At 60.0% G+C, this 21,136-nt stretch carries 22 protein-coding genes; 9 read left to right on the top strand and 13 right to left on the bottom strand.

Annotation, left to right across the window (positions count from 1 at the left end; all coding sequences use genetic code 11):
- Position 1: 1 nt before the first annotated feature.
- On the bottom strand, positions 2-265 hold the full coding sequence (gene traC / locus C8264_RS14090) for a conjugal transfer protein TraC (RefSeq protein ID WP_108461615.1): 264 nt from the start codon (positions 263-265) through the stop codon (positions 2-4).
- A 248-nt stretch (positions 266-513) separates the two neighbouring features.
- On the opposite strand from traC, the gene traA reads away from it, so the two are divergent.
- The 7 genes from traA to C8264_RS14055 all read left to right on the top strand — a co-directional run bounded on the left by traA (position 514) and on the right by C8264_RS14055 (position 7,587).
- Complete coding sequence (traA, locus tag C8264_RS14085; protein WP_108461686.1) at positions 514-3,831, top strand: Ti-type conjugative transfer relaxase TraA; 3,318 nt, start codon at positions 514-516, stop codon at positions 3,829-3,831.
- Positions 3,828-4,361, top strand: coding sequence for a conjugative transfer signal peptidase TraF (gene traF, locus C8264_RS14080; protein WP_108461614.1), 534 nt, complete (start codon positions 3,828-3,830; stop codon positions 4,359-4,361). Before traA ends, traF begins: the two co-directional genes overlap by 4 nt.
- Complete coding sequence (locus tag C8264_RS14075) at positions 4,351-5,517, top strand: conjugal transfer protein TraB (protein ID WP_108461613.1); 1,167 nt, start codon at positions 4,351-4,353, stop codon at positions 5,515-5,517. The genes traF and C8264_RS14075 overlap by 11 nt, the downstream gene beginning before the upstream one ends.
- 13 nt (positions 5,518-5,530) lie before the next feature.
- Complete coding sequence (locus tag C8264_RS14070) at positions 5,531-6,139, top strand: lysozyme family protein (protein WP_108461612.1); 609 nt, start codon at positions 5,531-5,533, stop codon at positions 6,137-6,139.
- 294 nt (positions 6,140-6,433) lie between these two features.
- Positions 6,434-6,751: a hypothetical protein gene (locus C8264_RS14065; protein WP_108461611.1), complete on the top strand. Its 318-nt coding sequence runs from the start codon at positions 6,434-6,436 to the stop codon at positions 6,749-6,751.
- 210 nt (positions 6,752-6,961) lie between these two features.
- On the top strand, positions 6,962-7,204 hold the full coding sequence (locus tag C8264_RS14060; protein WP_108461610.1) for a type II toxin-antitoxin system Phd/YefM family antitoxin: 243 nt from the start codon (positions 6,962-6,964) through the stop codon (positions 7,202-7,204).
- The gene (locus C8264_RS14055) at positions 7,201-7,587 is read left to right on the top strand and encodes a type II toxin-antitoxin system VapC family toxin (protein ID WP_108461609.1); all 387 of its coding nucleotides are present in this window, start codon (positions 7,201-7,203) and stop codon (positions 7,585-7,587) included. The genes C8264_RS14060 and C8264_RS14055 overlap by 4 nt, the downstream gene beginning before the upstream one ends.
- A 145-nt stretch (positions 7,588-7,732) precedes the next feature.
- Here the strand turns inward: C8264_RS14055 and C8264_RS14050 are convergent, their stop codons facing one another.
- The 12 genes from C8264_RS14050 to trbB all read right to left on the bottom strand — a co-directional run bounded on the left by C8264_RS14050 (position 7,733) and on the right by trbB (position 18,192).
- Positions 7,733-8,443, bottom strand: a complete 711-nt coding sequence (locus C8264_RS14050) for a LuxR family transcriptional regulator (RefSeq protein WP_108461608.1) — start codon at positions 8,441-8,443, stop codon at positions 7,733-7,735.
- A gap of 250 nt (positions 8,444-8,693) precedes the next feature.
- The gene (gene trbI / locus C8264_RS14045; RefSeq protein ID WP_108461607.1) at positions 8,694-10,004 is read right to left on the bottom strand and encodes an IncP-type conjugal transfer protein TrbI; all 1,311 of its coding nucleotides are present in this window, start codon (positions 10,002-10,004) and stop codon (positions 8,694-8,696) included.
- Positions 10,001-10,468, bottom strand: a complete 468-nt coding sequence (gene trbH / locus C8264_RS14040) for a conjugal transfer protein TrbH (protein WP_281261453.1) — start codon at positions 10,466-10,468, stop codon at positions 10,001-10,003. The genes trbI and trbH overlap by 4 nt, the downstream gene beginning before the upstream one ends.
- 3 nt (positions 10,469-10,471) lie before the next feature.
- Positions 10,472-11,296, bottom strand: a complete 825-nt coding sequence (gene trbG / locus C8264_RS14035) for a P-type conjugative transfer protein TrbG (RefSeq protein ID WP_108461606.1) — start codon at positions 11,294-11,296, stop codon at positions 10,472-10,474.
- Between the two features lie 20 nt (positions 11,297-11,316).
- The gene (locus C8264_RS14030) at positions 11,317-11,979 is read right to left on the bottom strand and encodes a conjugal transfer protein TrbF (RefSeq protein ID WP_108461605.1); all 663 of its coding nucleotides are present in this window, start codon (positions 11,977-11,979) and stop codon (positions 11,317-11,319) included.
- A gap of 10 nt (positions 11,980-11,989) precedes the next feature.
- On the bottom strand, positions 11,990-13,156 hold the full coding sequence (gene trbL, locus C8264_RS14025) for a P-type conjugative transfer protein TrbL (RefSeq protein WP_108461604.1): 1,167 nt from the start codon (positions 13,154-13,156) through the stop codon (positions 11,990-11,992).
- Positions 13,153-13,347: a TrbJ/VirB5 family protein gene (locus tag C8264_RS22200; RefSeq protein ID WP_162783653.1), complete on the bottom strand. Its 195-nt coding sequence runs from the start codon at positions 13,345-13,347 to the stop codon at positions 13,153-13,155. The genes trbL and C8264_RS22200 overlap by 4 nt, the downstream gene beginning before the upstream one ends.
- Positions 13,344-14,144 (bottom strand): P-type conjugative transfer protein TrbJ, encoded by an 801-nt coding sequence (trbJ, locus tag C8264_RS14020; protein WP_108461603.1) that lies wholly within the window; start codon positions 14,142-14,144, stop codon positions 13,344-13,346. Before trbJ ends, C8264_RS22200 begins: the two co-directional genes overlap by 4 nt.
- On the bottom strand, positions 14,116-16,566 hold the full coding sequence (locus C8264_RS14015; RefSeq protein WP_108461602.1) for a conjugal transfer protein TrbE: 2,451 nt from the start codon (positions 16,564-16,566) through the stop codon (positions 14,116-14,118). The genes trbJ and C8264_RS14015 overlap by 29 nt, the downstream gene beginning before the upstream one ends.
- A gap of 7 nt (positions 16,567-16,573) precedes the next feature.
- Entirely contained in the window at positions 16,574-16,873 is a 300-nt protein-coding gene (locus C8264_RS14010) for a conjugal transfer protein TrbD (protein ID WP_108461601.1), read from the bottom strand.
- A complete protein-coding gene (locus C8264_RS14005; protein ID WP_108461600.1) occupies positions 16,866-17,234 on the bottom strand; it encodes a TrbC/VirB2 family protein in 369 nt (122 codons plus the stop codon). Before C8264_RS14005 ends, C8264_RS14010 begins: the two co-directional genes overlap by 8 nt.
- On the bottom strand, positions 17,224-18,192 hold the full coding sequence (gene trbB, locus C8264_RS14000; protein WP_108461599.1) for a P-type conjugative transfer ATPase TrbB: 969 nt from the start codon (positions 18,190-18,192) through the stop codon (positions 17,224-17,226). The genes C8264_RS14005 and trbB overlap by 11 nt, the downstream gene beginning before the upstream one ends.
- A gap of 461 nt (positions 18,193-18,653) precedes the next feature.
- On the opposite strand from trbB, the gene repA reads away from it, so the two are divergent.
- Complete coding sequence (repA, locus tag C8264_RS13995; RefSeq protein ID WP_108461598.1) at positions 18,654-19,868, top strand: plasmid partitioning protein RepA; 1,215 nt, start codon at positions 18,654-18,656, stop codon at positions 19,866-19,868.
- Positions 19,865-20,893 (top strand): plasmid partitioning protein RepB, encoded by a 1,029-nt coding sequence (gene repB / locus C8264_RS13990; RefSeq protein WP_108461684.1) that lies wholly within the window; start codon positions 19,865-19,867, stop codon positions 20,891-20,893. Before repA ends, repB begins: the two co-directional genes overlap by 4 nt.
- Positions 20,894-21,136: the final 243 nt, after the last annotated feature.

The following is a 21,136-nucleotide window of genomic DNA, read 5'->3' as shown; positions in this document are numbered from 1 at the left end:
CTCAAACCTCGCAATCCGACCCCGCAGCCGCGCCAGGCGCGACCGCTGGCGGGACCGACCTGCTCGCTCGCCCACCCGTTTTGCGAAACCGCGCTGCCAGTTCTTCGAAGGCAGCCAAGAGGTCGGCATCCTCGATGGCGATCTCGCCAAGCCCAGCCTTAAGGGCGACGCGTCCGATGCGTTCGGCCTCGCGGGTTTCGGCCTGCTTCAATTGCTCTTGGAGTTTGGCAATTTCGTCCCTGATCCGTGACGAGGGCTTCTTCATTCCGGTTGCTCCTGATCTGCTCAAATGCCGTTTGGCATGGGCAGAATCGCCCGGGATCGCGTCTGACGCGACCCGGCAAAAATGCCGGGTCGGCGTAGCCGACACTTCTTGCGATGATCCCGGCGTTCCGAAGGAATGCTCCAAGGGCGCAGTAATACGTCGCAAGCGACGTGCTGCGCTGCCGCCGTGGCGGCTGGGGCGGACCGGAGGAACCCATGTCTGGTTCAACCGTCAGGATCGGTGTTGCCTTGGCCATCACGCATTTTACGCCTCAACTGATCGGACGCGGCAATGGCCGCAGCGCCGTGCTGTCGGCGGCGTATCGGCATTGTGCGAAAATGGACTATGAGGCTGAGGCGCGGACCGTCGACTATTCGGCAAAACGCAATCTGGCCCATGAGGAGTTTCTGCTGCCTGCCGATGCGCCAGCCTGGGCGCGTGAAATGATCGCCGATCGTTCCGTTGCCGGTGCGGCCGAGGCGTTCTGGAACCGGGTGGAAGCGTTCGAGAAACGCGCCGATGCGCAGTTCGCCAAGGAATTCATCATCGCCTTGCCGGTGGAGCTGACGGGTGAGCAGAACATCGCCCTGATGCGCCAGTTCGTCTTCGAGCAGGTGCTGGCGCGGGGGCAGGTGGCCGACTGGGTCTATCACGACGAACCGGGTAATCCCCATGTCCATCTGATGACGACATTGCGGCCGCTGACCGATGCCGGATTTGGCGCCAAGAAGGTCGCCGTCATCGGTGCAGACGGACGGCCGGTTCGCACCCAATCGGGCAAAATCCAGTATCGTCTATGGGCCGGCGAGAAGGCCGAGTTCTTGCAGCAACGCAATGCCTGGCTGGATCTGCAGAACCAGCATCTGGCACTGGCCGGTCTCGACATTCGGGTTGATGGCGGCTCCTACGCCGAGCGCGGGATCGACATCGTGCCGACGATCCATATCGGGGTTGGCGCCACGGCAATCGGACGCAAGGCCGAGCAATCGGGACGGCGCGCCGAGCTCGAACGTCTGCAGGAGCAGGAGGCCAGGCGGCAGATCAACGCCAGGCGGATCGCGCAAAAGCCCGGAATCGTGCTCGATATGGTCAGCCGGGAAAAGAGCGTTTTCGATGAACGCGATCTGGCCAAGGTGCTGCATCGCTATATTGACGATGTGGGCAGCTTCCAGCGCCTGCTGACGCAGCTGCTGCAAAGCCCGGAATGCCTGCGTCTCGAACCCGAGGCCATAGATTTTGCCACAGGGCAGCGGGCACCGGCGCGGCTGACCACGCGGGCCATGATCCGGCTTGAAGCCGAGATGGTCAGCCGCGCCGCGCACCTCTCCCGGTCGTCGCAGTTCAGCGTCCGGGAGAAGTTGCTGGTGGAGGTGTTTGCGCGTCACGAACGGTTGTCGGATGAGCAGCGCACCGCGATCGCGCATGTGTCGGATGGGGGGCGGATCGCCGCTGTGGTTGGCCGCGCTGGCGCCGGCAAGACGACCATGATGAAGGCCGCGCGCGAGGTGTGGCAACAAGCCGGCTATCGCGTTGTCGGTGGTGCCCTTGCTGGCAAGGCTGCGGAGGGTCTGGAAAAGGAAGCCGGCATTCCCAGCCGCACGCTGGCGTCATGGGAACTCCGCTGGCAACAGGGAAGGGATCTCCTGGACGATCGCACCATCTTTGTCCTCGACGAGGCGGGCATGGTGGCGTCGCGGCAGATGGCGGGTTTTGTCGAAGCAGCGTCCAGAGCTGGCGCGAAACTGGTGCTGGTCGGCGATCCAGAGCAGCTGCAACCGATCGAGGCCGGAGCGGCCTTCCGCGCCATTGTTGATCGCATCGGCTATGCCGAACTCGAAACTATTTATCGCCAGAAGGAAGGCTGGATGCGCGCCGCCTCGCTCGATCTGGCGCGGGGGCGTGTTGAGGCGGCGATCGCGGCCTATCGCGATCAGGGCAGGGTGCTTGGAGCGAAGCTGAAGGCCGAGGCCATCGCCAATCTCATTGCCGACTGGAACGCGGATTACGATCCAACCAAGACGTCGTTGATCCTCGCTCACCTGCGGCGGGATGTGCACACACTCAATAGTTTGGCGCGCGAAAAACTGGTCGAACGTGGCCTTCTCGGCGACGGTCATGCCTTCCAGACACAGGACGGGCCACGCCAGTTCGACGCCGGCGACCAGATCGTCTTCCTCAAGAACGACAGCGGCCTCAACGTCAAAAACGGCATGCTGGCCAAGGTGGTGGAGGCGGTTCCCGGGCGGATCGTCGCCACCATCGGCGAAGGTGATGCGGCGCGCCGGATTGAGGTCGATCAGCGAACCTATTGCAACCTCGATCATGGCTATGCCACCACCATCCATAAGTCGCAGGGCGCCACTGTCGATCGCGTCAAGGTGCTGGCATCGCTGTCGCTCGACCGGCATCTGACCTACGTCGCAATGACCCGGCATCGCGACCATGTTGCGCTTTACTACGGTGCGCGATCCTTCGAGCAGGTCGGCGGGCTGATCAAGGTCCTGTCGCGGCGTGAGGCTAAGGAAACCACCCTCGACTATGCCTCCGGACGCTTCTACCGGCAAGCCTTGAACTTCGCCAACAGTCGCGGCCTGCACCTGGTTCGCGTGGCGCGCACGCTAGTCCGCGATCGGCTCGACTGGCGCCTGCGCCACAAGCAACACAAGCAACACCTTGCCGATCTCGGTCACAAGCTCCGAGCCGCCGGCGCCCGGCTTGGCCTGTTCGATGCCCGCCAATCCGCGCCCCTGCAATCAACCAGAAAGGCTGAGCCAATGGTCAAGGGGATCACCAGTTTTGCCCTGTCCCTTGCTGATGCAACCGAGCAGAAGCTGGGCACGGATCCAGCGCTGAGCAAACAATGGGATGACCTCTCGACACGCCTGCGCCTGGTCTATGCCGACCCGGGAGCCGCCTTCCGTGCGATGCGCTTTGAGGCTCTGCTTGCGGATCCCGCTGTGGCGGCCGAACGGCTTGGCCAGATCGACCGTGAGCCGGCAATTTTTGGCACATTGCGCGGACGCGAGGGCGTGTTCGCCGCCAAACATGATCGGGAGGATCGACGCGTGGCGGAGGTCAATGTTTCCGCGCTGCGCCGCGACATCGAGCGCTACCTCAAGACGCGCGAGGCCGCGACGGCGAGACTGGTGGCGGACGAGCAGTTGATCCGTCATCGTGCCGCCATCGACATCCCGGCGCTGTCGCCTACGGCCGGGCTCGTTCTCGACAAGGTGCGCGACGCCATCGATCGCAACGATCTTCCAGCAGCGCTCGGCTTTGCTCTGGCCGATCGTATGGTCAAGGCCGAGATCGAGGCCTTTAACAAGGCCGTCACAGAGCGCTTTGGCGAACGAGCGCTGCTATCCAATGCCGCCAAAGACGTCGATGGCAACGCCTTCGGCAAGGCAGCGCTCGGGCTCCCACCCGGCGAACGGGAGAAGCTGGTGGCGGCCTGGCCGATCATGCGCGCCGGGCAACAATTGGCGGCGCATGAACGCACGACCCAGGCGCTCAAGGAGACCGAGGCCCTGCGCCAATCCCAGCGGCAAAGTCCGGTGCTCAAATGACCAACCGCGCACCCGCAGTGGCCATTATTGGGATCGGCGCCACGATCGTGATCGGACTGGTTGTCGGCGGGTATTTCGGCGGCCTACGCATCAATCTGACACCAAGCTACCCGCTCGGTCTCTGGCGGATTGTACCTCTCGAGAACCCCGCCGCTGTTGGCGATCTCGTCTTTATCTGCCCGCCCGACACGCCGACATTCCGACAGGCGGCGGTGCGAGGATATCTACGCCGCGGCCTCTGCCCGGGTTGGTTGAGCCCGTTGATCAAGACCGTCGTGGCTACGCCGGGCCAGCAGGTCGCGGTCGACATAGCGGTGACGATCGATGGTGCGCTGCTCGTCGCATCCGCACTTCGTCCGAAGGATGCGGAGGGCCGGGTTCTCGTCGCCCATGACGGTGGCGCCGTCCCGCGGGGTCATCTCTTTGTTCATTCTGATTTTGCAGGTTCTTATGACTCGCGGTACTTTGGACCGATCCCGGCCGCTGGCCTCCTCGGGCTCGCCCATCCGGTACTTACCTATGCGCGGTAACTGGGTGATATCGTCCGGGCTGGTTGGTGCAGCAGTCGCCATTGGCTTCGTCGGGTGGAGCGGCAATCCGCTGACCTTGCCCCTGGCCTTCGCCTTCCCGGCGCTGTGGGCGCTGTCGCCATCCCGGCTGGTAGTAGCCCTCGTCTCAGCGGGGTATTTTCTGGCGGCCTCGCGCGGTCTGCCGCAGGGCGTTGCCAACTTCTATGGCAGCGATGTTGTCGCCGGCATTGGCCTCTGGGGGGCTGCCTCGCTCGCTTTTGTCAGCGTGCACGCAGTGCTCTGGGCATCGCGCCCTGGATGGCACCGCACGGGCCGCTATGCTGCCGCGGCCATGCTGATGAGCGTGCCGCCATTTGGGATCGTCGGTTGGGCCCACCCGATCACTGCCGCTGGCATCCTCTTTCCCGGTTGGGGGTGGTGGGGAGTGGCCGCTGCCAGCACCGGTCTGCTCGCGATGACGACGCGGGTTTGGCCGCTGGTGGCCGTCGTGATTTGTGGGTTATCGGCCGTTTCGGTCGTCACCTGGTTCGAGCCACCCATTCCTAAAGGCTGGATCGGGATCGACACACAGTTTCGTGGCTCGGAGGGGCAGTATGCCGATTTTGCTCAACAGCGTGAAACTATCGATCTGGTGTTGGCGGCGGCGGCCCGTGGCGCCGGTATCGTGGTGCTGCCCGAAAGCGCGATCGGCATGTGGACGCCGACGGTTGAACGGCTCTGGACGGACGCGCTGCGCGACCGCGATATCGTGGTGAACGCCGGTGCCATCGTGGTTACCCCCAGCGGCTACGACAATGTCATGGTGGAGCTAACCGGCCATGGTGGGCGCATCCTCTATCGGGAGAGGATGCCGGTGCCGGTTTCGATGTGGCAGCCCTGGCTGGACTGGTGGGGCGAAGGCGGCGGCGCCAGGGCGCATTTCTTCGCCAATCCAGTTGCCACCTCTGCCGGTGCCACGATCCTGCCGCTGATTTGTTACGAGCAGCTCATTGTCTGGCCGGTGCTGCAGTCCGCGCTCCATTCTCCTGAGGTGATCGTCGCGACCGGCAATGGCTGGTGGACAGAGGGCACCAATATCGTCGCCATCCAGCGGGCCAGCGCCACAGCCTGGGCCCGGCTGTTTAGCTTGTCTCTCGTCTTCGCATTCAACACCTGAGAGGAAAAAAATCATGTTCGACGCTGCTATCATTCAGCAATGCGCCGACCCGAGTATCGAAATTGCCATTGTCGAGCGCTTCATTGCTGAAGCTGGCTCGAAGAACCCGCTCGCGATCAATATTTCGTCGGGCAATCGAATTATTCTGCCGGAACCGCCGCAGGCACCTGAAGCTGCCATGCTGCTGATCGAACGCTTCGTGGGCACGGCGGTCGTGAGAGTAGGAATAACGCAGTATCCAGCAGGCCACGGCATCGTGGACGCTGCTGACCTCAACGCTGGCCTAGTCGATCCATGCGATAATATTCGGATGGGTACGGCCCTGTTCGGAAAGGTCCATCGGGTCGTTGTTTATGCGCGTGGTGAAAGCAGTGCGACCGTGCTTGGGGAGGCGATTACAGCGTGGCGCACAGGCACCTTCCAGGGTGCCTATGTATTTGGTGAGCCGGATCCGGGACCGCTGCCCGTTGAGGTGGCTGCTGTCCGGACCGGCGAGATGTCAGAAACCATAATAGACGCTGAAACGGCACCGGACGCTCCGGTGGCACTGCCCGCAGGAGGAAACGATGTAAATGCGGCCGGCATGCGAGTCGATCTTTCCAAGCTTGCCGAGCAGATTTAGGCCTGCACATCGTATGCCGCAGGTTTTACAATTTGCGTTGCATCTTCTAGGTTTGTCCGTGGAGCGGTATACGCGACTGCTCCGGGGCGTCGAAACCCCTCACGAAGGCTGGTGCTGGCTGACACAGCACCGAACTCCTTGACCTTATGGTCGGGGAGCCTGTGGCGTATGCAACAGGCTCTCACGAGCTAAAGGCCATGGGGCCGTTTCGTGACGGTTTCGAACTCCCCGATCTCCAGGGGTCAAAGAGCATCATGCGGGGGCGCACCGCCGACAGGCTCGCGGAGAAAATCATTGTCCGACGCTCGGGGTTACATATTCTACACATACTCATCTGCGGCGAAGACAGGTGAACATCGTTGGTATGACGATGGTGTCGACAATGAGTTTTTTGAAAGCGAAGTGTCTGCGCGTGAGGCGGTTGAGACGGTGTTTCGAGAAACGATACGTGATGGCGAGGCAATGCCAACGGCCATGTGCATCGTAAAAATAGAAACCGTGTCACTGACGAAAGAGAGCGTCTTGGCTCTGCTCAACAATGACCTGAAATCGTTTGTTCGCGTGTACGAGGTTGTGGATACCGTCAACCCGCCAAAGCAAATTCAGACATAGGCAAAAGAGTGAACGGTCTTCATCGACTGTTGTCATAATGGAACTTTTATCTAATTAAATCAACTGGATAGATGGCTATCGCAGATGTAGGGCCAATGGTCCAGTTGAAGTTGCAACGGTGCTCTTATAATGCCTGAGTGAATTTTGAAGGCCTTGTACATCATGTCGTTGTAGACTAAGTTCAGTAAACTAAGTTCATTGGGATGCGAGATGCAGACCGTCAATATTCATGAAGCCAAGACCCACCTCTCACGCCTGATCGAGCAGGCGGCGAAGGGTGAGTCCTTTGTTATTGCCAAGGCCGGCAGGCCGATGGTGAAAGTTGTGCCCATCGATCAGGCCGAAGGCGTCGTTCAGAGGACGGGTTTTATGAGCGGGCATTTCACCACACCGGATGATTTCGACCGCATGGGCAGCGAGCAGATCGAAGAGTTGTTCGGACTGGGCGAATGAAGCTGCTGCTCGATACCCATCTGCTGCTATGGGTGGCAGCAGAGCCAGAGAAACTATCCGCCACAGCCTTGCAGGCAATCGAAGATCCGCAAAGCCAGCTGCTATTTAGCCCAGCCAGCCTTTGGGAAGTTGCCATCAAGCGGGGGCTTGGGCGTGCCGACTTCAACGTAGATCCGCGACTGCTGCGCCGCGGCCTGCTTGATAACGGATATGAGGAACTACCTATCAGCAGCGCGCATGCCGTGGCAGTTGATGATCTCCCCGCAATTCATAAGGATCCCTTCGACCGCATCCTCATTGCTCAATCAATGGTCGAAGGGATCTCGCTGCTGACAGTGGATGCACTCGTTGCGCGATATACGGGCCCTATCGTCAAAGTCTAGTCCCATTAAAAATCGGATGCGTTGTCTGCACGACCGGAAGCCTATGGGCGGGCAATGTTCTGGTGTGGATTCGAAAGGCAGGTCTGCTGGTGTGCCGACGAGCTAGCAATATCGAGGTTTGATCGCTACGGCGCAGATGATGGGCTCAGAACAGGTTCCGCATCGTCCCGATACGAACGGCATGCGTAACATTCGTTGCGTTCAGCTTTTCCCTGACCCGTTCAAGGTAAAACCGGACAGTCTTTTCTGAGAGACCCAACATAGAGCCAGTTTCAGCCTTCGTCTTGCCCATGGCTGCCCAAGCCGCGCAGTGCAGCTCTCTAGGTGAAAGAGGGACGTCGTTGGCCCCCAGCACTGTCTTGCTTAATCGCATGAAGCTGCTGTGAACGAAGGCGACCGCTGTCGCTGCATAGGCGCGGTCGCGGACGGCTATCTTGTTTGTGGCTTCCCGTTCGGTTGCCAGCGAGAGGAACACGGTCGTGCCAAAACCAGCTCTGATTGGCAAGATAATTCCTGAAGCAATGCCAAATTTGCGTGCTTCCTCGAAGAACAGACGGGTTTTGTCATCGTATCGATGCTTGTCAGCATAGGACCAAGGGACTGGCCGCATCGTTCGTCCCGCCTGGATTACGGTTGGGTCGAGCGTAATATAGTTCTGCTCAATATACCGCTTCTGCCAGTCGACGGGATAGGTAGAGCACACCCGATGACCGGCAGGGCGAAGCTCGACATAGGAATAATGCGTACACCCGGCATTGGTCGCTAGGCATTTTAGCGCGAATTGCACTGCATCCTCATTCTGACAAACCGCTAATGCATCGATGAGATTTCCGAGGTGGCAGTCAAGATACCGCATGATGGGGGATCCTCCACGTCATGACATCGGCACCTGCAAAACATTGCTCGCCACGTCAAATATCATTTGTCCGGCGGGATGGCTTGTAAGCGAGATGTTTAGGGGCACAGAACTACAAAAACTGAGTGTTGCGATACAGCAAGCGCAATCCAAATTGGCGATCATTTAGCGATTGTTTTTCGGCTCATTGAGCCGCTGCGTGTCTAATGTTGCGTATCCGGTTTTTCGAATGCCTGGGCCTCTCTGATGACTAGCGACCCGGGCCAGGAAGCTGGATATCCTGATCAACGAGCACATTGAACTTGTATCCAGGCCGGATCTCCAAAGTGGGTTGCACATCAAGGTTCTTTGAAGCTGTCTGCTGAGACATCTGGCCAAAGGTTTCGGCGAACGACCGTCGTGCGGCATCCTCGGCACTGTCGGCATTTCCGAACGTATTTCGATCCTGCGGGATCATCATCTCTGTGCCAGCGCCGATCAACGCGACCAGGATCGCTGAGCCGAATGTTTGCAGATAGTGGTTGTCGACACGGTCCGTAAACCCGCCATAGCCGGCGGCGTCTGTTCCCGCCATGCCGCCAATCTGCAAAGTCGAGCCGTTCGGAAAAATGATATCCGTCCAAATCGCCAGAACCCGGTTTTGCCCGAATGAGACATTGGAATCGTAGCGGCCAAAGAGTTTTGAACCCTGCGGAATGAGCAAATGCTGCCCGGTGGCGCTGTCATAGACATTTTGGCTGACCTGGGCGGTGATGCGGCCGGGAAGATCGGAGTTGATACCGGTAACGAGGGTGGCGGGGATAACGGAGCCCCGCTTCAGTTCATAGGGCGAAATCTGCGGCACCACTGAATTCGGCAGATAACCAAGCTCGCGAATGTCCTGGTTGAAAAAGCGCTCCTTGGCCGCCTGTCCGTTGGGATCGGTGGCTTGCCCGCCTAACCCGTCTTGCATGGCTGCCGCATAGAGGTCGATCGCGTTCGGGGGACGGTTCGTTTGCGCGCCCCCCGCTGCGGGTGACGTGATCGTCGCGGTGTCAGTTGTATTTGCCTTGCGGTCATCGATGCTGACAGCAATCGGGGAGTCGAATGCAGCATCGTTGGCCTGCACGCGAGCCATGCGCTGCCGGTGTTGCTCGCGTAGATATTGTTCGAGCTGCTCACGCTCGAGGCGGGCCCGCCAGATTTCCTCAGACTCGAGCCCTGTTGATGCAGGCTGCCCGGCGAGTGGCTTGGGCTCCGGGTGCGGAGCGAAGGGGTTGGTTGAGGGTTCAGTCGCTTCTACCGGTCTCGGCTGGAGCTGTGTCGGGACCGGCTCACCAATGATGCCGTCGGGAACGCCCCGCGTCAGTTGATCGGCATAGCTCGAGGCTGATCGGGAACCCGTTGCGCCGTCATCGGCATTGTCACCAAACCGCAATCCACGGGAGGTGAGCCCGTAAAATATCACAGCAAGAAAGACCACCACCAGGGCAATGGCGATGATAACGGGCACCCGGTTGAGGCGCCGGATCTTTGGGCCCGCTGCAGGATCGACACCGCCGAGTTTCAACGACTCGGTCATGGGGTACCTGCTGTGCCGTGCTGCTGGATCGAAAGCGGGCTGGTTGGCGTGGCTCCTCCCGCGGTAACTTTATACATGCGGGTGAGGTCGAGGCTCTGCGTCGACAGTCGCACGAGAACGCTGCCTTCAAAGTCATCAACGACATACGCAAGCGGGATGGCGCCGGTGTTGTCGGTCTTTTGGTCGGTGAGGACGGCATAGCCCCAACTGCGCAGGGAGGCCTCAAGCGCCTGGCCGAATAGCGAGGTATCGGGCGCAATGTGGATCGTGGTGTTGCCAGGGTCGATCTGCTCAGCGAAGCGGCCCACCATATCGCTGGCGATGATGCTGGCGGTCTCTGGCGTCAGGTCCGTGCTGACGGTGCTCGGGACCAACCCGGTTGGTCCAAGAGTCTGGCAGGCCGTGAGTAGCGTCGCGCAGGCGAGAGCCATCACGATGCGGATGAGCAAGGACAAGGGGCGCACGGTCTATCCTCCCCGCCTGATGGTAATTTTTTGCTGTTGCCTGCCGACGCCCGAAACCAGGATCGCCTGATCGATATAGTAGTCGACCACCATCATGGCGCCGTTCATCCGATAGTTGACGATGCGGTTTTCGCCGCCAGATACGACGAAGAGGACCGGGGCGTCCTGACCAGACAACGAAGAGGGAAACTGGATGTAGGTCTTTTGCCCGTCGCTGTAGATCCGGGTCGGGCGCCAGGGTGCTGCGCCGCTTATCCGGAAGGCGAAATTGAGCTGGTCAGCCGCGATGCCCGCACCCGGTACGATGCTGGCTTCCATGCGGGCGTTGATCTCAGCAAAGCGCGCATTGATGTCTTCGGGGTACTCGAAGCCGACCCGGGCCATATACTGGTCCCGATGCGATTTGAGTTGAATGTGATAGGTGCGCCGCGACGTTGTCACCACCATGGACGTGGTCAAGCCCGCCTCAGAGGGTTTGACAATCAGATGCACGGCCTGCCCGCCCGGTGCGCCCGACGTTGCGGGCTCGACCTTCCAGCGGACCGTGTCGCCGAGCAGCACATCCCGAACGATCTCGCCAGCCTGCAGCTCGATATCGCAGACCTGAAGCGGCGAACACACCACCGATGGCTGGACCTCGCCGAACAAGAAAATCACTTTGCCATCGGGGCCACGGGTGACGACCCCCTGCCCTTCCTGCCACTGCCCGGAAAGTTGGGTGGCGCGCGCTTCGTTACGGCTGAGGGCTTGGGCTGCGGCGTCGAGAGTTGTTGCAGGCAGAAGCAGGGCGGCACAGAGAGCGACGTGCCACATAGCGGGTGAACGCATAAAAATCATCCTCCGGGCACTCACAGCTGCGCCGTCCAGTCGAAATCTTTGAGGTAAAGCCCGATGGGGTTGAAGCGGATCACCGCCTCATCCTGGGGCGGCGTCAGGGTGACGGTGGCAATACCGCGGAAGCGACGCATGCCGAGTTCCTTGCCCTGTCGGTCGCGTTCATATTCGGTCCAGTCGACCTGAAAGCTCTGGTTCGACAGCGGCACGATATTGGTAACCTCGATGGCAACCGTCATGGTGCGGGCGCGGTCGAAGGGCGAGTTGCCCCGAAACCAGGCATTCACCTTTTCGGTGGCCGGGTCGGACGTGCGCAAATGCGCATAGGTGCGGTCGATGTATTGCTTCTGCACCACAGCATCTGGCGTCACCGAGCGGAAATTGGCGACAAAGCTGCCCAGCGTGGCGCGGACCACGCGCGCATCGGCATATTCGATTTGCTGCGGGAAGCCGGCGCTGGCGGCTGTGCCGAGCTGATCGACCTCGACAATATAGGGCACGAGTTTGACCTGCGTGCTTTGATAGAGCGCGTATGAAAAGCCGATCACGGCCATCAGCATGCCGGTGACGCCAACGATGCGCCAGGCTGTGGCGGCCTTCACATAGGAGCCGTAGCGTTCGTTCCATTCCTGGCGCGCAGCAAGATAGGGATTTTCGGGTGAGTTGCGTCCAGCCATTATTGCTTACTTACGCCTTGTCGTCGCTTGATGGTTTGGTGGTGGGCCGACCTTGGGACTGATCGAGTTTGGAATTGGCCAGACCGAGTGTGGATGCCCCCCAGGTCCCCGGCACGCCGATGGCTTTGTCTCGCGCAGCAGCGCTTAGGGCGCCTCCAGCAGCACTGGCGCCCGATGCCATACCCTTGAGTGCGGCCGACCCAAAGGATGCACCGGCGGCGCGGGCGTCAGAATAGGCTGCCGCCCCTGCCCGCGCGCCACCCGACGCCAGCGCAGCGCCGCCGGCAGCAAAGCTTGCTGCCTGGCCACCGTGGCGGATGGCCTCCATCCCACCGGCCACCGAAGCCCCCTGCACCACGCCCTGGATGATGTTGGGCACATAGATCGAGATTATGAAGACGACGACGGAGATGCCACCAATGGCGAGCGTCGAGAGGAACTCATCCGCAGCCTCTGGGCCATCTGCCAGATTGACCAAGACCTCGGAGCCGATCCGGGCGATCATCACCAAGGCCATCAGCTTCATGCCGACGGAAAAGGCATAGACCAGATAGCGGACGGCAAAATCCTTGGTGAAGCTTGAGCCACCCAGACCCAGCATGATCATGCCGGCCAGCAGGCCGACATACATTTCAACCATCACGGCGATGAAGATTGCGGCGACCAGGCTGAAGCAGATGACGACGACAATCATCGCAAAGACGGCGGCGATCGCCAGTGCATTGTCCTCGAACAGGCCGAACTGCGCCTTGCTCGACATGGCGCTGGCCACCTGCAATCCGGCATTGAAGACGTTGGCCGGCGAGGCCGAGCCGCCGCCGGCGCCGATCTGGAACAGACTGTCGACCATGGCTTTGGCAAAGTCCGGCCCCTGTTCGAGAATGAAGACGAACAGGCCGATGAACATGATGCGCCGCACCAGTTCTGCGAACCAGGTATCGAGCGAAGCGGCCGCCAGGGCGAGCCAGACCGCGGCAATGCCCACTTCAATGCTAGCAAGGATCCAGAACAGCGACCGCGCGGCCTGTAAAACGGTCGTTTCCCAGCCCTGTGCAGCGCTGGCGACCTCGTTCTCAAGGTTCGTCAACAATGATCCGTCCTGGGCAAAGGCCGGTACTGTCAGGATCAGGAGGCCAATACAGGCAGTAAAAGCGGCCTTGCCGATTGGTGACCTCATTTGCCCGGCCCGTCTTCCTGGCTCCAGCGTGGCTGCAATTGCTGGCCACCGGTGGTGTCAAACTGTTGGGGTGGAATGGCACTGGGTCCGGGGGCGAGCGACGTGACCGAGGGAGCCCTCGTCGTCCATATAGTCACGGCTATGCCGATCACGACGCAGAACGCCGCCACAATTACAACGACCCGGTTCACCAGCGCGGCTCCATCGTCTGGCCGCCCGAGGTTGCCGGCGCGGTTGACTTGAAAAATTCCTCGCGTCGGGTCTGGGCCAGGTCCTTGCTGGCCTGTTCGGATTGATACCAGGTGGCCATCATGGTCATTTGCTGGGAGACCAGACCGCGCAGCTTCTGGGACTGGGCGACCTGCTGGGCCGCAATCTGGTGCCCGACCTGCAGCGCCTGCATTTGCCCGACGGCGCTTTGCGACATGGAACGCAATTGTCCCATCGTGGCTTCTTCCGAACCAAATTGTTCGGCGGTGAACCCCGCAGCCCGTAGCGTTGACGCAATGGTGTCGCGGTTGGTATCCGACCAATCCTGGTAGCTGGAGGAGAAGTCCTGGCCATCGGCCAGGCCGCTTTGGAACTCGCCAAAGCTTTGGAACCGCTGTTTCAGCACATCGTCGATATTGCCCATCGAAAACGCGATGCCCTGCCCCTGGGTGACGAGGCTTTGGAGGCGCGTCAGATCGCTTTCGACCTGCCCCCAGACATGGTCGGGAAGCTGCAACGTGTTCTGCAGCATGTTCTCATAAATCTGGATCTGGTTCTGGATTTGCTCGGCGAGCTGGGAGATTTGCGTCGCCTGATTTTGCAATTGCTCGGCCGACTGCCCGCTCAGACCCACCAATTCGAGATTGTTGAGGATTTGGGTCCATTCCGTCGCGTTGCCGGTGACGGCCCCGGCATGGACTGGGCCGATCTGCATCATGCTCGCAATGGCAAGAGCTGCGACGGCAAGTTTATTTGCGGGCGAGAATATTTTCGGCATTGCCGATCCCCCTTTCCGTCACCCAGACCGCCCGCCAATCGGCGCTGTACTGCTGGGTGAGTTGCTGGATGCGTTTGAGGTCGTCCTTGCCGGAGGCGCCGACAAAGGCGAGCGCCACAGGTCCGAGCGCCATGTCGAACAGCCGTCGGCCTTCGGGCGAGGCGACGTAGTATTCGCGCTTGGGTGTGGCCGTGGCCACGATCTCGATCTGGCGTTCATTAAAGCCGATCCGCTCGTAGAACTCGCGCGTGCCCGGCTCGCGCGCCGCGCCATTCGGTAGACAGATCTTGGTCGGGCAGCTTTCTTTCAGCACGTCGATGATGCCGGAGCGTTCTGCATCAGAAATCGACTGGGTGGCGAGCAGCACCGCGCAATTGGCCTTGCGCAGCACTTTCAGCCATTCCCGGATCTTGTCGCGGAAGGTGGGATGACCCAGCATCAGCCAGGCCTCATCGAGGACGATCAGGCTCGGCGCCCCGGTGAGGCGCTTTTCGATCCGCCGAAACAGGTAGAGCAGCACTGGCACCAGATTGCGCTCGCCCATATTCATCAGCTCTTCGACCTCGAAGCACTGAAACGCGCCAAGGGTCAGGCCATCTTCTTCGGCGTCGAGCAGTTGGCCCATCGGCCCGTCGACCGTATAGTGGTGCAGGGCATCCTTGATGTCGCGCAGCTGCACCCCGCTGACAAAGTCCGACAGCGATCGGCCAGGAGCCGAGGCCATGAGGCCAAGCTGCCGCGAAATGGCATTGCGATGATCCGGCGTCATGATGACGCCCTGCATGGCGACGAGAGTTTCGATCCACTCGGCGGCCCAAGCGCGGTCGCCGTCGGTGTCGAGTTCGGACAGCGGGCAGAAGGCCAGTGCTGCACCGCCCTCCCCTGCCCCGATCTCATAGTGATCGCCGCCGGCGCCGAGGGTCAGCGGCAACAGCGATTTGCCCTTATCGAAGGCAAAAATTTGCGCGCTGGCATAGCGCCGAAACTGAGCGGCGATCAGCGCCAGCAAGGTCGATTTCCCCGATCCGGTTGGTCCGAAGACCAGCGTGTGGCCAACGTCGTCGACATGCAGGTTCAGCCGGAACGGACTGGAGCCGCTGGCGACCTGCATCAGCGACGGCGATCCGGCCGGATAGAATGGGCATGGTGCTGTGGCACTGCCCGACCATACTGAATTGACTGGGATCAGATCTGCCAGGTTGCGGGTGTTGATGAGCGGTTCGCGGATATTGGCGTACCAATTGCCCGGCAGGCTGCCGAGATAGGCCTCGGTGGCGTTCAGGGTCTCGATCCGCGCGCCAAAGCCCTCGGCTTGAATCAGGCGGCGTACCGCTTCGGCCTGTTCGCGCAAGCGGGTATTATCGGTGTCGAACATCACGATAACGGGGGTGTAGTAGCCATAGGCCACCAGTTGCGAGGACGCTTCGGCGATGGCGTCCTCGGCCTCAGCCACCATCTGCATGGCGTCCTGGTCGACGGAGCGGCTCTGGGTCTGAAACAGCTGGTCAAAGAAGGGCCGCACCTTCTGCTGCCATTTCTTGCGGGTGCGCTCGAGCCTTTGCCGGGCCTCCTGCTCATCGAGAAAAACAAACCGGCTCGACCAGCGATAGGTGAGCGGCATCAGATCAAGCAGGTTCAGGATGCCAGGCCAGCTCTCGGCCGGAAAGCCATCAATGGCCACCACGGCCAGATAGCGTCCATCCACCATGGGCGAGAGCCCGTGATGGAACTCGGCTGTAGCCAGCCAGTCGAGATACATCGGGATCTCTGGCAGCCGGACCGGATGATTTTCGCCGACGATGCAGAAGCGAATAAACTGGAACAGCTCATCATACCGCGCCGCGCGCCCGGTCTCTGGGTCGACTACCGTGCGCGTGACCATGCGTCGGATCGACAGCACATTGCCGAGATATTGCTCAACCTCGCGGATGGAGGAGCGGAAGCTCTCTAGCACCGTGTCGGCATAGGTTTCGGAGCGGCTCTCGACATCCGAATAGACATAGCGCGTCATGGCCGACTTGCGGGGCTCCGGCGGCCGATAGGTCAGGATCAGCGCATGCTGGCTTTCGTAGTGCCCGCGCTCGGCTTCAAAATGAGCGCGCCGCTCATTGTCGATGGCCTGCGTCACGGGATCAGGAAAATGACCGTGGTCGCTAGCTGGGTACGCAATTGTGGGCACCCGCACCGCTTCGACCTGGATCATCCAGCCAGAGCCCAATCGGGACAGGATGCCGTTAATCTGGCGTGACACCTCGTTGCGTTCGAGATGGGTCGAGCTCTCTGAATCCGGGCCGGCAAAATACCACCCCGCCATCAAGCTCCCATCCTTGAGCAGGAGCACGCCATCGCTGACCAGCCCGGCATAGGGGACGAGGTCCGAGAAGGACGGGCGCGTGTTGCGAAACTGGCGAAGGGCAACCATCAGCGTCTCAGTACCGACGCCAGGGGGAAGACGTCGGGCGGTATGTCTGGCGATAGGTGATGTGACGCAGATACACCTGCCGCATCACCGGATCGGCCTTGGCCATCATCCGCAACGCGCCAACAACGCCGATCCAGATGGCAATCCCTAGCAGAGCGGAAAACCAGGTCAGCACCACAAAGATCAAAATTACCGTCGCCAGCCCGGTCAGCAGGACCAGTTCGCGATCGGCGCCCATCAGATGACTTGGGCGCGAGAGCGCGCGATGGATGCGTGAGCGCGCAAGGGGAGCGCTGGCTTCAGCCATGAGCTCCCTCCCCTGCCCCGGACCAGGCGGCCGCTCCGACCTCGCCGATAGATGCGCCTGAGGCGCCGAACAGCCCGACGATCTGCGTGGCGCCCAGCAGGATGCCGGCGACCAGCACGACATACATCAGCCGGCGGGCAAAATCGTTCAGCTCACCGCCGAAGATCAGCATGCCACCGGCCACTGCGACCGCAGCCAAGGCAATGAAGCCAGCGACGGGCCCGGTGATCGATTGCTGGATCTGCTGCAGGGGGCCTTCCCAAGGGAGGCCGCCGCCGCTGGAGGCCAGAGCGGGTTCGACCGTCAATACCGCGAAGGCCAGTAGGAAACCTGCCAATAGGGAGCGCTTGCTATGCGTCATCGAAACGTCTTTCTCCTGAATAGGTCTCAATCTGGTAGTTGCCGTCTCGGAAGGCTTCGACGTGGATGACCTCGCGCACCCGCCGCCCCTGCGGCGCGCGTTCGATGGAAACCACGAGATCCACGGCCTCCCCGATCACTTCGTGCATCGGTTGCTGGCTGGCTTCAGCGGTGAGTTGCTCGAGGCGACGAAGCGCCGACAACGCGTTGTTGGCGTGGATTGTGGTGATGCCGCCGGGATGCCCGGTATTCCAGGCTTTGAGCAGCGTCAGTGCCGCACCGTCCCTGACCTCACCGACGATGATGCGATCGGGGCGCAGGCGCATGGTGCTTTTGAGAAGGCGCGCCATGTCGACCGTATCGGTCGTGTGCAGCGAAACTGCATTCTCGGCCGCGCATTGAATCTCGGCGGTATCTTCCAGGATCACCAGGCGGTGCTCCGGCGAACTGCGGACCATCTCGGCAATGACGGCATTGGCCAGTGTTGTTTTGCCGGAGCCGGTGCCGCCCGAAATGACGATATTAAGCCGGGCCTCGATCGCCTCGCGGATCAAATGCGACTGTTCCGATGTCATGATCGCACTGCGAACGTAATCATCGAGAGGAATCAGGCGCGAGGCGCGCTTACGAATAGTGAAGCTGGGAGCCCGGACGACCGGTGGCAACAGTCCTTCAAATCGGTGGCCACCTATCGGTAGCTCACCGGAGATGATCGGTTGGTCTTCATCGGCCTCGGTTTGGAGCGCGTGGGCAACACTGCCAATGATGATCTCGGCAGCGCCGGGCTGTAGCTGGCCCATGCTGTCGATCCCCTGCCCCAGCCGCTCCACGAACAGTCGTCCGTCCGGGTTGAGCATGATCTCCACGACGGAAGGATCGTCCAGCGCCGAGCAGACGGTTTCGCCGAGGGCATCTTGCAGCTTGCGGACAAGCCGGTGATGCGAGCGCGAAGCTATCATCGGCCGTGATCTTGATGCGCAAGTGCGTTGGTGGCTGAGCGGTCTGGTGTTTGATGGTTCTGATGCATGTGCGGTGCCCGCTCCTCGAAACGTGAGGGGCATTAACAACAATGCGACAGCTGGGTCAGCCCGGCATAAATGCCGGGTCTGGGAGTTACCGAGTCGCGCCGATTCTCCCGGTTCAGCGTTTTTGGTGTTGTCGAAGGCGCTATCTTAGCTGGCTGCCCCCGGCATTTATGCCGGGTCCATCTGGCTATCTATGCGGAGCCGTAATCCCGTTAATCTATTGATAATACGTATGTTTCGGGCATCAAAAGTTCAAAATGGAACTTGAAGCGCTAAGGCAACTTAGGATGTTGTTAACCTTAAAGCGCTGGACGGGCAAAGTGATTTATGGCTAACTTTAGCGGAGAAAGGCCGCCAAACCGGCTTATTCCCGACAAAGTGGGTTTAGGACGACAATGCCCGAGATGTTGATCAACGCAGAACCTAGCGAGAATCCGGCTGACAAGATTGTTCGGCACGCAGCGTTGCTGTCGGAGCATCTTCAGGCTCGGCGCGAGCAGATGTACCCACCCAAGGCAGAGAAGACGTTGCGTTATTTCATGACCAACGAAGTTTCAAAGCTGACCTCGATCCCTGAGTCCACGCTCAAGCTTATGTCCAATGAAGGCAAAGGTCCTCACCCTGCCCGACTTGAAAACAACCATCGTGCATACACCCTCGCACAGATTAACGAGTTGCGGCAGTTTTTTGCCGAACAGAGGCCGACGGACGCGTTGCGGTTCCAGCCCCATCGGCGAAAAGATGAGCATCTGCAGATATTAGCGGTCGCAAACTTCAAGGGCGGAAGTGCCAAGACGACAACGAGCGCTCATCTTGCTCACTATCTGGCGCTGCACGGATATAGGGTTCTGGCGATCGACCTTGACCCACAGGCATCGCTTTCAGCGATGTTTGGTGCTCAGCCAGAAATGGACGTTCAACAAAACGAGACCATCTATGCGGCCCTTCGCTATGATGCAGATCGCAAGCCTATCAAAGACATTATTAGGCCTACCTATTTTACCGGCATCGACCTCATTCCTGGCAATATCGAGGTCATGGAGTATGAGCACGAAACTCCAAGAGTTCTTGCTGAGCGGAGCTCCGGCTCCCAGGATATTTTCTTTGAACGGCTTAGGCTCTGTATCAGCGAGGTCGAAGAAGATTATGACGTGGTCATTCTCGACACCCCGCCGTCGCTTGGATTTCTAACTCTAGGCGCTATCTACGCAGCGACAGGGTTGCTGGTGACCGTTCATCCGGCGATGCTCGACGTAATGTCCATGAACCAGTTCCTCTTGATGATGGGAGACCTGATTTCGGTTATCCGCAATGCTGGAGCTGTGATGCGGCAGGATTTCTTGCGCTATATCGTGACGAGGCACGATCCCAACGATCAGTCACAAGTGCATGTGGTCTCCATGCTGCGTCACCTTTTTGATGATGATGTGCTGACACCCACGGCAATCGAAAGTGCGGCGATCGAGACCGCGGGCCTCGCCAAGCGAACTTTGTATGAGCTGGAATCGGGCAATGTTGCGGCGGCCACTGCAAAACGAGCGAGAGAGTCCGTTGATGCGGTAAACGAACGCATCCTGGCGCTCATCTCGGAAAGTTGGGGGCGGACATGAACAAGCGAAGTCCAGGGAAGTCGATACTTGCAAACTTTGGCGCATTTGCAGATGTGAAATCAGGGCACCCTGTGGAGTCAAGTGAGGGGGATGCGGCGACAGCGCCAGCTAAACTAGTGGATCGTGTAGGGGCCGGTGTCATTGGAGCCACACACAGGTCTTTGAGCGACCTTCGGGAACAGCGAGATCGACTTCAAGCTGTCGTTGACGCAGGCGGAAGCATCGAGCTTAAGCCTGAAGTTGTGGACCCATCTCCTTTTCCAGACCGTTTAGAAGATGACTCGAAGGTCCCTTTCCAACAGTTTAAGCAGCTGATCGCCGACAAGGGACAACAGGTTCCGATTCAAGTACGGAAGCATCCGCACGCCGAAGGCCGGTATCAGATCGTTTATGGGCATCGCCGCTGGCGTGCCGCGACCGAGCTGGGCATTCCACTCAAAGCTATCGTTCTCGAGCTGAGTGATACCGATTTGGTTGTCGCCCAGGGCATCGAGAATGGTGCGAGGCAAGATCTCACGTGGATTGAGAAGGCGCTCTTTGCAGCGACGATGGACGCTGCAGGCATCAAAACACGCGACATAAGGGCAGCGCTTTCGATCGATGACGCGGAACTTGCCAAGATGCGTAGCGTCTGTAAGGCATTGCCATCTGAACTCGTTGCTGCGATCGGGAGAGCCCCGAAGGTTGGACGACCGAGATGGCTGGAGCTTTCAGCGGCGGTTGCAAGGCGCCCGGATGCTGAGGTTGTAATCCGAAAAACCTTGTCAGATGACAAGGTTTCGATCCTGGCATCTGATGGACGATTTCGCGCGGTGTTGAGTTCGCTGAAAAGCGACTCCGGCGAGGCGACGCCAGCAGTCGAGCTAAAGCGCCCCGATGGCACATCCTTCGGTAAGGCGGTTTTTGAGCCAAATGGCGTCCGGGTTTCTGTGCACAAAGGGCAGGAAGGTGGATTCGCGTCCTTTATGAAAAGAGCGCTGCCCGATCTTGTAGATAGGTATTTCGCCGAAAACGGCGATAGGTGATCGGGTGCTTGTCAGCTGACAAGTTTCCGTCGATGGCCACCGACAACGGTGGCCAATTATGTAGGTACACAAAAGGAATACGAGCAAAAGGCAGCAAAAGAAAAAAGGCCCCCGAAACGGATGTCCGGAAGCCCTTCTCAAGTCTGGTAGCGAGAGAATCGCATTTCCTGGAATCACAGTCAAGACCCTACTAGGGTCACGCTGCTTACGGCGGCCGGAATTCTTTTGCCTTACGCAAGGTGA

Source organism: Devosia naphthalenivorans (assembly GCF_003056355.1).
In the GTDB taxonomy this organism is placed as follows: domain Bacteria; phylum Pseudomonadota; class Alphaproteobacteria; order Rhizobiales; family Devosiaceae; genus Devosia; species Devosia naphthalenivorans.
Note: the sequence above shows the minus strand (reverse complement) of the source record. Positions and strands in the feature narration are given on the sequence as shown.

Excerpts from the sequence above, each read along its gene's own strand:
- traC (WP_108461615.1), bottom strand. The coding sequence starts at position 265 with ATGAAGAAGCCCTCGTCACGGATCAGGGACGAAATTGCCAAACTCCAA.
- traF (WP_108461614.1), top strand. The coding sequence starts at position 3,828 with ATGACCAACCGCGCACCCGCAGTGGCCATTATTGGGATCGGCGCCACG.
- C8264_RS14075 (WP_108461613.1), top strand. The coding sequence starts at position 4,351 with ATGCGCGGTAACTGGGTGATATCGTCCGGGCTGGTTGGTGCAGCAGTC.
- C8264_RS14070 (WP_108461612.1), top strand. The coding sequence starts at position 5,531 with ATGTTCGACGCTGCTATCATTCAGCAATGCGCCGACCCGAGTATCGAA.
- C8264_RS14060 (WP_108461610.1), top strand. The coding sequence starts at position 6,962 with ATGCAGACCGTCAATATTCATGAAGCCAAGACCCACCTCTCACGCCTG.
- C8264_RS14055 (WP_108461609.1), top strand. The coding sequence starts at position 7,201 with ATGAAGCTGCTGCTCGATACCCATCTGCTGCTATGGGTGGCAGCAGAG.
- C8264_RS14050 (WP_108461608.1), bottom strand. The coding sequence starts at position 8,443 with ATGCGGTATCTTGACTGCCACCTCGGAAATCTCATCGATGCATTAGCG.
- trbI (WP_108461607.1), bottom strand. The coding sequence starts at position 10,004 with ATGACCGAGTCGTTGAAACTCGGCGGTGTCGATCCTGCAGCGGGCCCA.
- trbG (WP_108461606.1), bottom strand. The coding sequence starts at position 11,296 with ATGCGTTCACCCGCTATGTGGCACGTCGCTCTCTGTGCCGCCCTGCTT.
- C8264_RS14030 (WP_108461605.1), bottom strand. The coding sequence starts at position 11,979 with ATGGCTGGACGCAACTCACCCGAAAATCCCTATCTTGCTGCGCGCCAG.
- trbL (WP_108461604.1), bottom strand. The coding sequence starts at position 13,156 with ATGAGGTCACCAATCGGCAAGGCCGCTTTTACTGCCTGTATTGGCCTC.
- trbJ (WP_108461603.1), bottom strand. The coding sequence starts at position 14,144 with ATGCCGAAAATATTCTCGCCCGCAAATAAACTTGCCGTCGCAGCTCTT.
- C8264_RS14015 (WP_108461602.1), bottom strand. The coding sequence starts at position 16,566 with ATGGTTGCCCTTCGCCAGTTTCGCAACACGCGCCCGTCCTTCTCGGAC.
- C8264_RS14010 (WP_108461601.1), bottom strand. The coding sequence starts at position 16,873 with ATGGCTGAAGCCAGCGCTCCCCTTGCGCGCTCACGCATCCATCGCGCG.
- C8264_RS14005 (WP_108461600.1), bottom strand. The coding sequence starts at position 17,234 with ATGACGCATAGCAAGCGCTCCCTATTGGCAGGTTTCCTACTGGCCTTC.
- trbB (WP_108461599.1), bottom strand. The coding sequence starts at position 18,192 with ATGATAGCTTCGCGCTCGCATCACCGGCTTGTCCGCAAGCTGCAAGAT.
- repA (WP_108461598.1), top strand. The coding sequence starts at position 18,654 with ATGCCCGAGATGTTGATCAACGCAGAACCTAGCGAGAATCCGGCTGAC.
- repB (WP_108461684.1), top strand. The coding sequence starts at position 19,865 with ATGAACAAGCGAAGTCCAGGGAAGTCGATACTTGCAAACTTTGGCGCA.